The following is a 12,214-nucleotide window of genomic DNA, read 5'->3' as shown; positions in this document are numbered from 1 at the left end:
GTTATCCGGGCTAACTATCTGCCCCAAAAATAATATATTACATTTATATGTGACTCAAATTTTCAAAAAAGAAAAAACGCTGCGGCTACATAGGCAAGTTATCCAAAAAAACAGTAAAATTGTGAATCTGAAATTGCAAAACCTGAAAAACAAATGGCCCCCCGCAAACCCGAAAATGAACACAAGGTAAATTCGTTCAGACCCTTTGGTAAAATTGCCAGTCATGTTGACCCCATGGTACTGTGGACTTTCTTTGGCTTATTCCTCATCAGCGTTGTGCTGCTTGCATTCCAGCTGGATTCAAAGGAAGACTGCACCACCACTGACATTGTTCTCAGCAACAAACAACATACTTCCGGCAAAGCCTACACGGTAGGCGAAGTCATTACCTTCAACGCCGAAAACAAGGATAAGAAAAGAAATAACTTCTCCTGGGAATTTGGTGACTCCTCTGCCCGGCAAACCGGTGCACAGGTGTACCACTCTTTCAACAAACCCGGCAGTTATATGGTCACACTCGTTTCCGGCAAATGCGCCTGGAACAAGGAAATTATTATCATTGCCGCTCCAACTGCCCCGGTGGAAGCACACCCTGATATCTTCCCCGTGATCGACGGCCCGGGCGAAGTGTTTGCCGGCAGACCGGTAACCTTCTCCAACAAAACACCAGGCGCGCGCAGCTGGACCTGGCGCCTCCTGCAGGATAACGCTGAAGCGCACTCGCAGTCAGCCGTTACCTACACGTTCTCCTCTCCGGGCGAAAGGACACTGTCGCTCATCGTCAACGGCGACACGGCCCATATGGTGATGAAACGGATCTCCGTTTTCCCGGCAAGGCCACAAACTGCGGCACCAACTCCCGATCTGGGATTCACGCCGCCACCGCCACCACCGCCGACTGTTGAGCCGGAAAAACCCAAAGGCCCTACCGCACCAGCTGTAGCTGACGATGAATTCCTGTTCATGCTCACACAGGTGACCACCAAACAGAAAAGCGCCGGCGATTTCTCCAAGTACCTGTGCGACAACCTGTCGGCACGCGTACTGCTCAATGACAAGGAAACAGATAATTTTGCCCACTTCTGCTCACGCATATACGGCAAAAAGAAATTCAAAATAGAAAAAGTGAACCTGGTCAAAGACGCCAACGGATGCGTGAAAGAAATCAGGATCATGTACGACCGGAAAAAACTATTGGGTATTTTTTAAGCGGTTCCCATGAAAGGAAAGTATTATAAGCTACCCATGGACTTCTCCCAGCTGCTGCAAAAGAAAGACGTGCCGGCTGTCAACCTGGAAGAATCCGTAGGACAACATATTCATCTGCTGATCACCACGGTACTGGGGGAAAACAAAGACGACCCCCAGTACGGCTGTCAGTGGTGGGACAGTGATTTTGACATCAAAGCCTCTAACAATGAGGTGAAGGAACAGATAGAAAATGCTGTTAAAACAGCCGTACTGCGGTACGAAAAAAGACTGGCACAGATCCGCGTGGTGGCGGCCGTCAATCAGGAAGAACTGATGCTGGCGCCCGCCCGCAAAATGAAAAAAAAGATACGGGTCACTGTTAGCGGCACACTGGCCAAAAACAATAACCCCTTCCAGTACACCAGCTATTTTTACATCAGCCCGCTGTCTTATGATTGATAATTGTTTTTAACGCCGATACATGAAAGAAAAAAAGGAAAGGATAAAAGACCGTATGCTGAAAACCGCTGCCCGTCTGTGGGGATACCCCGACGCGGAAGTGGAAACATCTTTTGACCCCATCGTACAACTCCTGCTGGAAGCCTGTGCCAGCGAACTGGAAAAAATATCAGGCGAAGTGGACGTTTCTCATGCCCGTCTGGTGGAAAGACTGGCCCAGATCATGATGCCGGAACCCATCACCAGCAGCCAGCCTGCTTTCGGTATCCTCCATGCCCTGTCTACCGAAACCATCGCCGACATCCAGGCCGATCATCAGTTCTATCATCATACAAAAGCCGGTCACAACAGCCAGGACCTGTTCTTTTCCCCGGTCACCACGCACCGCCTCTTTAAAGGCCATGTGCAATACCTGGGCATCGGCAGTAAACTATACGAAACACGCGACAACTGGTTCAAAGAACAAATACTGCAAGGCCATACCCTCCCCGACGCAGCGCCCAACCACCTGTGGCTGGGACTGTCTCTCGAAGATACAAGCCTCAGCTTCGAAGGCATGTCCTTCTTCTTTGACCTCCGCAATATCCACCAGCAGGAAATGTTCTACCACTACCTGCCACTGGCACGTTTCTTCATCCATGATACTGAAGTGACCGTAAAAGCAGGCTACCATCACAGCCGCCCGGTTGACGAGGAAGAAATCGAAAGAATGGTGGAAGTAGCCGTGGATACCAATGCGCGCTACAGTCAGCATATCCTGCAACGTTTCCGCAAACACTTCCTCACGATTACGGATACACGTGTCCATAAGACAGGCACAGCGTCGCTGCCGGCTATGCTGGTCAGCACCTTCGGACAGGAAGCAGAGAAGCTGCAGAAAGAGATCCAATGGATCCGCATCGAATTCCCGGAAGCGCTTCATCATACGCTGCTGGAGGATTTATACTGCAGCATCAACTGTTTCCCGGTTATCAACAAAAAAAATAACGAACAGTCGCTGAAACTGAACCGTTATCTCAATATCATCCCCCTGCAAACACCGGATATCTTCTTCGATATCAAAAGAGTGTACGACCTGGAAGGCACTGATTATTATGTCCGCAACTTCGCCACGGCAGGCCAGATGCAGGAAGGTGAACTGGTGGTCCGCAGCAGCGGCATCGGCCGCTTCGATACCCGTGAAGCCAAAGAAGTGATTGCCTATCTCATGGAAGTGATACGGGATGAAAGTTCGCTGTTTGAAGAAGTTAAAAACGATTACGTCACCAACCGTATGCGGGAACTGCATCAACTGATCGCTTCACTGGAAGAACAGTTGCAGCCCGGATCCAACAAGGGGAATATCCCCTATGTGATGGTGAAACCCAAAGAAAATGCGGCTTATATCTTCATCGAATTCTACTCCACCAATGGTACTGCTGCCAACAACATCCGCATGGGCAGCAAACTGCTGGAATATGGCAGCATACAAACCAAACCGGGCAGCATTACCCTGCTGACCAACACACAAGGCGGTAAAGACCGGTTGAACATCGATGAGAAAATCAATCTCTATCGCGCTCACCTGTTGTCACATAACAGGATCGTGACGCCGGAAGATATCAAAGCGTTATGCCGTACCATTTTCGGTAAAGAGCTGAAAGCAGCCGTGGTGACTAAAGGTGTGAGCCTGCAGCCCGGCGGCAATGCAGGTTATGTAAGGACCATGGATATTAAGCTGCAACTGTTACAGCCCATTGCCAGGTATCCATCTGCCAATCTGCATTATTTAAAAGAGGAACTGCTGCTCCAGCTGGAAGAAAAATCCGCCAATACGTTCCCATTCCGTGTATTCATCAATGATGTACTGATGTGACTGTCCGTACTCAGCAACCTTACTTCGCCGCCGGTCTTTAACAGATCGAGCGGCACTCCTTTTTTGCCATCTGTGGCACAGAGCACCACGGCACTACCGAAGCCAAGGTCTACATACACCCGGTTGCTCACAATCCATCCTTTGCCGGACAAACTGGCATTACGCCCCACATACACGCCATTAGCCTGCATGTTGTCGAGCATATGAATACTGACCAGCTCTCCGTCACGGAAAGCCGCATTTGTCTGCAAACGGGCAGTATATACGGTGGAGGATTGTTTCGGCAATGCCTTTTTGCCGATATTGATACGGATGGTATTGAAGTCCTGGATATTACCAGGAGGCGGTGTTTGCGGATTGGCAAATACAGAACCTTTGCTGTCTCTTTTAGCAAAGACATTGTAGCCAAAGCCCGGCAGATACAGTTCGGGGCTTTCAAACAGCTGTTTGATAGCGATGATTTTGTAGATATACTGCGCCGTTTCATTATTCAGCATCAGCTGATAATAATCACGGCTGCCCTGCCGGCGGATATTTTTGGAGATATTGCCTGCGCCACAGTTGTAGGCAGCTGCGGCCAGCGTCCAGGACTGCAGCTGATCGTGCAACATACGTATCAGCCGGCAGGCGGCATGGGTGGCCTTTATCAGGTGGTTACGCTCATCATAGTTACCGGCAACGGTCAGCCCCAGTTCTGCGGCGGTACCGGGCATGATCTGCCATACGCCCTGTGCTCCCACCGGAGAGGTAGCGTTGGTGAGGCCGCTCTCCACAATAGGCAGGTATTTAAAATCCAGCGGAACCTGGTATTGTTGCAGAATAGGTTCTATTACCGGGAAATACATCTCCGCTTTGGAACGAAGCGCCGGCAGGTATCCCTGATAACGAAGATTCCTTTTGATGACATCCATGAGCCGGAACGACACAAAGTCCCGCTCCATAGGCACCACTTCGCCGCAGAAGTCAACCTGCTGCGCCATGGTTGGAACAGTGAGGAGGCAGACAAACAACCCTATAAGATACCAGCGTCTCATGACACGTTTTCCTATTTTGTCAACATATACTTGGGCAATGTGCTGGCAGGCACATACAACACCAGTTGCGGCTTGTTTTCGGCAGGTTCCAGTACGATGATGATCTCATCCTCCTTTTTGAAAGTTCTGGATGGCACTACGAATACTTCCTGTGCTTCACCGTGGGCTTCAATAGTAGCCGGACCTTTCTTATACAGCAGCGGCATGGTATGCAGCACTGCGGTATCTTTTTTCTCCTTGTGTATCAGCGTAACTTTCACAAACTCGTAGGGATCATTGTTTTTGTTACGGATATGGAAGCAGAAGTAGTTCAGTGAACTGAGTGTCATCGCTTTGGCATAACCAATGCTCACTCCGTCTATTTTCACTTCGTAGTTGTGATTGACTTTGCTGTCTTTTCTGAAGTCTTCCGCCAGATCACTTACCGTAACGGTATCCACACTGATCAGTGGAGCACTCTCATCTTCCTCAGGGAACTTAAGGGTAGTCTGGTTCTTGTTGCCGGAGTCCTTATCACCATGCCTGGGCTCAGGCGTACCGGCCATGGCAGTTTCCTTGCCTCCTGCCGCTTTCCTGGACAGCACATACTTCAGCTTAGACAGGTCTGCATTCTCACGGTACGTGAGGATCATGTAGTGAATATTGTCCCCTTCACGGACAATCAGATTGGTGGGCTTGGGAGATGCTGTGACTGCTCTTACTACCGCCATGTTGCCGTCTACGATCCGGTAATCATAATCTGTGTTTTTTCCATCACCGATCTGGAATGTGGTGATAGGAGAACCACTGGTAATAAGGGTAGAAGCGCCTCTTTTTGTCAGCACAGTATCAGTTCTTCCGACTTGCTGTGCCATCGCTGTGGGGGCCGTTCCAATTAACAAACAAAATAAAATACTGCGCACCGCTTTCATTGTATTTACACTTAACAGTTGAGTTGGCTCTCAGGTTGTTTTATCTACCTGAAAAACAACCATAATAAAAATTATGTCGTGCTGCAATGATCAACGTTGTACAAGGTGTTGCCGGTTGTTCAACGATGATCACTGCCAGCATGTAATCAGTTTGACTACCTGTTTATTTATCCTGTTCATAAGTAGTATCCCACTCAGCCGCATCGTCTCCTTTCTGGCCTTCCATTTTGATCAGGAAGTTCTTGGCAGGGAAGTAAGGCTTCAGGTGAATATCCAGGTGGATACGGTCTTTCTGGACAGGGTCCTGTTCAAAACGACGTATGTTGAAATCTTCGATCAGTTTATCCGGACCGGTAATACCATCGAGGAAGCGGATGATTTGCTTCATGAGGTCTTTACGGGTATTGGCGTTGAAGTTTTCAAAAGCACGGCGGTTCAGGAAGTCCATCAGTACTTTGGTCACGAAGTCGAACACACGTACTACGGAGTATGTTTGCAGACCGAGGTTATCCCCGTTGAACAGTGTTTTAGCACTGAAGGCCATTACTTTGCCGTATTCTTTCACCATCGGTACAAGGCCCATTTTTTCGAGGCTGGCAATTTCGCTTTTCTTCAGTTCAAAGCGTACGCCATCTACTTCGTTCATGCCGCCGAATTTTTTACCGGCCGTTACCTGGGACATGAGTGTTTTGTAGATTTTGCCTGCCAGTGCACCGGAAGGTGGCACATAGAGGTTGTCGTCCTCTCCAACTTCATCGAATTTGCCGCGGCCAACGAGCCAGTTGCAGGACATGATCACATTGGAGCGGTGTATTTCGCCGCCGGTGAGGTTAGCCAGTTCAAACATTTCCATCACATCGTCCGGAGCGTCGAGGTGAGCGAAGTCTGTCACCAGCATGGCTTTGTTTTCATGTGCAATTTTGGCCCATTTCTCCAGCACCTTGTTGGACCCGAGATAACCCGGAATTACCAGCAGGCTGTAGTTATCGCGCAGATCGAGGCGGTCGTAATTGGCCACCAGTTCTTCACGGATAGCGTCGATAAAGCGGGTGTTATCGAGGTCTTTCAGTTGTTCGAGTTCCACATTCATGAAAGAGATATTCTTCACTTTGTCGGACTCTGTATTTTTGAAGAACAGGGCTACGTTACGATAAGCCTGTTCCAGTTCGCGGGTGCCTTCTACTGCTTCACCGAGGTTTTTATTCAGCACTTGTCCTGCTTCGGCGGCGTGTTCGTTACAGAAGTCTACCATTTCCGGCAGTTCTGTTGCTTCGGAGAGCACTTTTTCCCAGAGGGACAGTGTTTTCCTGAGTTTATCCCTTTCCGATTTTTTTCCTGCTTCCGTGAGGAAGATATTACGGCGTGCTTTGCGGTCGGGATTGAGGTTCTGGGCGCCTTCCACTGCAGCTTCGATGAGATCGAAGCCACCGTATTTGACCAGGCTCTCAATATTTTGGGCGAGGTTAACTTCTGGTTTGGCTGACGGTTGTTGTCCCGCATTTTGCTGGTCTTGCAGCTCCTCGTTTTTCTGTAATTCTGCCATAAGAAATGATATTATGTTCCGGGATAGAGGAACCGTTTAACTATTTTGTGTTCAGGTCTTTCAGCATGCTGCGTATAGCGTTCAGCATGGCCTGTCTTGCCTCCGGGTCTGCGAGTGCCTGTTTAAGTATCTTGTTGGTCTTCAGGTTTTTCATGATTTTCATGTATTGCTCCTTCTCTGTGGCAAGGTCATTGAGGAAAGCGCTTTGTTCAGTGATACCTTTCACACCAAAATCGCCAAGGTGGTGGAACTGCAGTTTTTCCGGCACCGGACGGCCATCAGCATCATGAAAGCTTACGTTGAGGCTGGGCTTGAAGTGTTCAAAAACGGCTTCCACGGAAGTAAGCCCTTCCACGATTTCAGGCTTTACAGGTGCTTGCTGCGTGAGTTTTTCAGCAAACAATGTACGGTTATGCGATATTTCCGCAATGGCTTCATTGGCGTCCAGTTTGACTTCTGTGCCACCAATTCCGTAGTTGTCATTCATAACAAAACATTTTGAGATTTTCCAAATTAGTAAAGGGCCTGGGGATAGGCTCCCTGTCCCTTTTTATTGTTTGAGGTTTTTTACTTGTTGATAGACCAATCCAGTTTATCTTCTTTCAGGTCGAGCGTTACAGACATATCCTTGCTAAGGCTGCCGTCGATGATCATGCGTGACAATGGTTTGCGGAGCTGGCCACGGATCACTTCCCGCAGCGGGCGGGCGCCATAACGGGGCGAATAGCCCATCATAGCGAGGTGTTGCCGGGCTGCCGGTGTAACCGTCAGCGTGATCTGTTGCTGTTCCAGCAGTTGCAGCAGGTGTTGCAGATGGATATCAAATATCTTCTCTACATTTTCCTGCCGGATAGGTCCGAAGGGAACGATCTCCGTGAGCCTTCCGAGGAACTCCGGCCTGAAATGGCGGGTCATCAGTTCCATCAGTTGCTGTGACGGCGGGATCACTCCCTGTTCAAAAGAAGCGGCGATGGCGTCGCTACCGATATTGGAGGTAAAGAGCACCAGCGCGTTGGAGAAGTCTCCGGTTTTTCCCAGTCTGTCGTGTAATTTGCCTTCGTCCATGATCTGTAAAAAGATATCAAATACAGATGGATGGGCTTTTTCTATCTCATCGAATAATACTACTGCGTAGGGTTGTTGCCGTATTTTGTTGACCAGCAGGCCGCCTTCTTCATATCCCACATATCCCGGCGGTGCGCCATACAACAGGGCTGCTGCATGTTCTTCCTTAAACTCAGACATATCGAAGCGGATCATGCAGCGTTCGTCCTGGAACAAGAAATCTGCCAGAGATTTCGCCAGCTCCGTTTTACCGGTACCGGTAGGTCCGAGGAGGAAGAAAGAACCGATCGGCTGCCCGGGCCTGCTGAGGCCGGACCGTGACTCCAGGATGGCGTCAGATACGGCTTTCAGTGCATGGTCCTGTCCTACTACCCTTTTGCGCAGGTGCAGGTCCATCGCCACCAGGCGTTCTCTTTCCTGTGACTGGATTTTGCCCAGCGGCACCCCTGTCATACCGGCTATCATGGTAGCCAGGTCAACAGGCGTTACGGTCTTATGTTGCACCGATACCACGCCGGCCAGCTGGTCCAGCAGTTGTTGCAAGGCGTCCAGCAGTACGGTGGTATCCGTTATTTTATTCAGTTCAGTTTCCACCTGCAATTTACCAGTCAGCAGTGCGCCCAGCCTGTCAGTCAGTTGCCGGTAAAACCAATGCAGGTCTTCACTTTGTAAGTTATCCTTACCACGCAGCGTTTCCAGCTCTTCCCGCAGGGATAACAGCAGTGGCGCGCCGGTGTCCTGCATGGTGCGGATAGCGGCCATGGTACGGTCCAGCAGGTTGATAGCGCTGTCCGGCAGGCAACGTTCCTTCAGGTAGCGGCGCGAGAGGCGGATAGCCTCACGGGTGGCGTCCTGCGGTACCTGCAGCTGATAAAAGCTTTCATACACCGGCACTACGGCGCTCATCATACGGACGGCCTGTGTTTCATCGGGCTCGCCCAGGGTGATGGTTTCAAAACGATGCCGCAGGATAGCGTCCGGCTCAATGAGTTTGCGGAAGCCTTCCGGGGTGGTGGTGCCGATGAGGATGATCTCTCCTTTTCCAAGTGCGGCTTTGATGACGTTGGCCATGCCGCCACCGGATTGTTTATCGAGAAGTGTATGGAGATTGTCTATAAAGAGTATATGCCTGCCCGTTTGTTTGAGCTGCTGGATGATCTGAAGCAGTCTGTCTTCCAGTTCGTTTTTATAGGCAGCCCCGGCGATAAAGGCGCCATAGTCGAGGGCGTATATATCGGATTGCTGCAACTGCAGCGGGACCTGCTTTTGCGCGATAGCGCGGGCCAGTCCTTCCACCAGTGCGGTTTTACCTACGCCGCCTTCACCGATCACCAGTACACTGGCGCGGTCTTTACGGGTAAGCACCTCCGAAAGCGCCCGTATATCACCATCTCTTCCGATGACCGGGTGATAGGTCTGCAACAGCTGCGGGTCTGTCATCCGGTACACATACTTCAGCGATGCCGGTTTAATGGCCGCTGCAGTAGTTTTGCCGTTAGGCGTGTTTTCCGGCTTACTGCGGCCCTGTTCGCTGGCAGCCATGAGTTGGTCACGGGTAAAGGGGAACGATTTTAATTGTTCGTAGGAAAAGCCCACGCCGGGGGTACATAACGCAATCAGCAGGCTCCAGACATCTGTTTCCGGTTTATCGGCTTCCTGGGCTATACTGATGGCTTCCTGCAATACGGTAGCAGCGGCATCATCAGGTTCTACTTCGTCTACGGTGCGGGATGTACGGGGCAACTCGTCCAGTCTTACTTCGGCCCACTCTTCCAGATAATATACGTCTATGTTTATCTGATGCAACAGGGGCGCCAGTCCCACCTCCTTATGCATGGCTGCACGGAGCAGGTGAGCAGGGGTATACTGCACATGATGATGATCTTTTGCAATTGCCTGGGCAATCCTGATAGCAGATTGCAGTTCAACGCTGAATATGGTCAATGTTGAAAGGGTCATTTGGGTGATTCAAGGTTTTTCTAATCAAGTTAACATTTACAACAACGCAGCTGCTTAACAAAAGCAGTTGGGTAAAGATACTGCGAAAACATTTACATAAAATTCAATCTGCAAGAAATTCTTACCGGAGGCTAACATTATTTTTTTCATAAATATTTATTATTGGGGTAACCTGTATCTGTATACGATTTTAAAGTCTTCAAAAATACAATACCAGTATACATTCCAAACGATCTACTGCTATCTTATCTCATTAAAATCAAAAATTATTTTAAATATAAAATTAATACATAAATTTTTTATTCGACAAAAAAAGTATCCAAACTTCGAAAGGATGTCTACCTATTAAATAGGACAGGTTATTATTCATGATCGAAAATAAATCAACATACGCACACCATTTATGGACGAGAATAATTACTTTCGTATTAACCTTTATTGAAGAGAAAAAACCTTTGAACATCCATGAACAAGAGACCCGTGAGAACGACCTTTTGCCCGGAAACATGCGTCACCATTAACTTTCATAAGATATCATTCACCCATTCCAACAAGAGGAACACAACAACCATATAAATTTCGTATATCACCCGTTATGCCTGTGTCTATCTGCGCATAGCCACCGGACAACCGGATTGTTAACACTAAAAAAATACTTTTTTTATGTCTTTTAAGGCAGAACTGATTATAGGTGGAAAGTCAGCCAATGTGCTGGAATGTAATTATGGTTTCTCCCAGGGTACTGACGCCATCGGCAAGCCCAGTACCATGCCCCGCGGCGGGACCATCTCCCTTGTATTGGAATCAGCCCGCGACACCGACCTGGTGCAATGGATGATCTCCCCGGAGGAAAAACGCGATGGCACCATCATTTTCAAACGCCGCGATCATGACTCCAGCCTCCGCACCGTGGAATTCACCGAAGGCATCTGTGTACAGTTCCATGAAAGTTATCACCACTCAGGCAACAGCCCCATGATCACCCATATCGTGATCTCTGCAAGAGAACTTAAAATTGGTAACGTTGCTTATAAAAGAAAATGGGAGGACTAAGCCATGGAGCATATCCCCGAAAACATCAAAGTAGTGGCCCGCTTTATCCTGCTGGCACTGCAACGTACCCTGGCGGATATTCATATGAGCAAACACCTGGAAGAACGTGACCACCAAAAATGGTACAACGAAAGCTTTCTGACAAATGTCAATACAGACATAGCGCTTGACAAAGCGGAGCAACAGCAGCTCAACCAGGGACTAACCGCTATGACCTATCATCTGCCGGTGGTATTACATAACACAGGGCTCACCAAAACACTCATACCGGCCTCCCACATCTACTGCCAGCTGCAAAACAACCTACTGGGCGTATATGTGCAGGAAGTAGGCACCTTCATACTTGATATCCAGTATGGCAGAATGGTCACCTTTATGTGGCCAACCGTGGCAGAGGCCAAAACACAGGCGGCCCCTGCAACGGACAGCCTTTCCCGTTACCGGCTTCGTACAGGCCCTGACGTGGACGGACAGATCAACCGCGATGCCGGGTTCCTGAAAGACAAAGCAAAGGATGCCATACAAGATAAAATAAAAGCTTTCGCCAAAGCGCCAGGTGGTGTTAACCTCATGAAATTCAGAACACAAATCAAACACTTCAGCGGCGTACATGACATCTACAAAGGGCTCTTCAAAGAAAGAGACCTAGTAAAAGGCGTGTTGGCAGGAAATCCCGGCGAAATCATGGCCGACCTGAGCACTAAAAAAGCAGGTGAAGGCAATTTCCCGGGCATCGACTATGTACCCGGCGCCACGCAATTGCTGGACATCATGGCCAACGATAAATTCAAAGAGGCGGACCTGGAAAACATCAACATGGCACAACAGGCAACACCTGAACAAGGTGGCGGATACGGCCCCCTCACCAGAATGCTTGACGCCTATAACAGACACTGGGGCACCCAGTTCGTAGGCCTCTATCTAACAGAAGACGCCTATCAGCAATCCTGGCGCAACAAAACCGTTCCGGGATCACTGACACACAATTATACCAGCCACTTTGACCCTAACCCCAGGGATGCTTCCGGGCAGCCTTATAAATATTTTATCTACATGCATGTAGAAGATGTCAAAGGCGGTGATATCGATTTTCAAAAAATAGGCGTGATCAAGGTCAACCCGAAAGATTGACTACACATTCATT

10 protein-coding genes are annotated in these 12,214 nt (G+C 49.1%); 5 read left to right on the top strand and 5 right to left on the bottom strand.

Going from position 1 to position 12,214, the window contains the following annotated elements; translation table 11 throughout:
• Positions 1 to 153: 153 nt before the first annotated feature.
• Genes HHL17_RS10770 through HHL17_RS10760 form a run of 3 tightly spaced genes read left to right on the top strand, consistent with a single transcriptional unit; the run spans position 154 to position 3,505 of the window.
• Entirely contained in the window at positions 154 to 1,209 is a 1,056-nt protein-coding gene (locus HHL17_RS10770; protein ID WP_169224724.1) for a PKD domain-containing protein, read from the top strand.
• A gap of 9 nt (positions 1,210 to 1,218) precedes the next feature.
• Positions 1,219 to 1,650 carry a GPW/gp25 family protein gene (locus HHL17_RS10765; RefSeq protein ID WP_169224723.1) on the top strand — a complete coding sequence of 144 codons (432 nt, stop codon included), beginning with the start codon at positions 1,219 to 1,221 and terminating at the stop codon, positions 1,648 to 1,650.
• Between the two features lie 22 nt (positions 1,651 to 1,672).
• Positions 1,673 to 3,505 carry a type VI secretion system baseplate subunit TssF gene (locus HHL17_RS10760; protein ID WP_169224722.1) on the top strand — a complete coding sequence of 611 codons (1,833 nt, stop codon included), beginning with the start codon at positions 1,673 to 1,675 and terminating at the stop codon, positions 3,503 to 3,505.
• Here HHL17_RS10760 and HHL17_RS10755 read toward each other — a convergent pair.
• The 5 genes from HHL17_RS10755 to HHL17_RS10735 all read right to left on the bottom strand — a co-directional run bounded on the left by HHL17_RS10755 (position 3,415) and on the right by HHL17_RS10735 (position 10,017).
• The gene (locus HHL17_RS10755; protein WP_169224721.1) at positions 3,415 to 4,539 is read right to left on the bottom strand and encodes a lytic transglycosylase domain-containing protein; all 1,125 of its coding nucleotides are present in this window, start codon (positions 4,537 to 4,539) and stop codon (positions 3,415 to 3,417) included. The genes HHL17_RS10760 and HHL17_RS10755 overlap by 91 nt on opposite strands.
• 11 nt (positions 4,540 to 4,550) lie before the next feature.
• Entirely contained in the window at positions 4,551 to 5,363 is an 813-nt protein-coding gene (locus HHL17_RS10750; RefSeq protein WP_169224720.1) for a hypothetical protein, read from the bottom strand.
• A 250-nt stretch (positions 5,364 to 5,613) separates the two neighbouring features.
• Complete coding sequence (locus HHL17_RS10745; RefSeq protein WP_169224719.1) at positions 5,614 to 6,993, bottom strand: DUF5458 family protein; 1,380 nt, start codon at positions 6,991 to 6,993, stop codon at positions 5,614 to 5,616.
• 40 nt (positions 6,994 to 7,033) lie between these two features.
• The gene (locus HHL17_RS10740) at positions 7,034 to 7,480 is read right to left on the bottom strand and encodes a hypothetical protein (protein WP_169224718.1); all 447 of its coding nucleotides are present in this window, start codon (positions 7,478 to 7,480) and stop codon (positions 7,034 to 7,036) included.
• Positions 7,481 to 7,560: 80 nt separating this feature from the next.
• On the bottom strand, positions 7,561 to 10,017 hold the full coding sequence (locus tag HHL17_RS10735; protein WP_169224717.1) for an AAA family ATPase: 2,457 nt from the start codon (positions 10,015 to 10,017) through the stop codon (positions 7,561 to 7,563).
• Between the two features lie 663 nt (positions 10,018 to 10,680).
• Here HHL17_RS10735 and tssD point away from each other — a divergent pair.
• Positions 10,681 to 11,070 (top strand): type VI secretion system tube protein TssD, encoded by a 390-nt coding sequence (tssD, locus tag HHL17_RS10730; protein WP_169224716.1) that lies wholly within the window; start codon positions 10,681 to 10,683, stop codon positions 11,068 to 11,070.
• 3 nt (positions 11,071 to 11,073) lie between these two features.
• A complete protein-coding gene (locus HHL17_RS10725; RefSeq protein WP_169224715.1) occupies positions 11,074 to 12,201 on the top strand; it encodes a hypothetical protein in 1,128 nt (375 codons plus the stop codon).
• The last annotated feature ends 13 nt before the right edge of the window (positions 12,202 to 12,214 follow it).

This window comes from Chitinophaga fulva (assembly GCF_012927205.1).
GTDB classification, from domain to species: Bacteria; Bacteroidota; Bacteroidia; order Chitinophagales; family Chitinophagaceae; genus Chitinophaga; species Chitinophaga fulva.
Note: the sequence above shows the minus strand (reverse complement) of the source record. Positions and strands in the feature narration are given on the sequence as shown.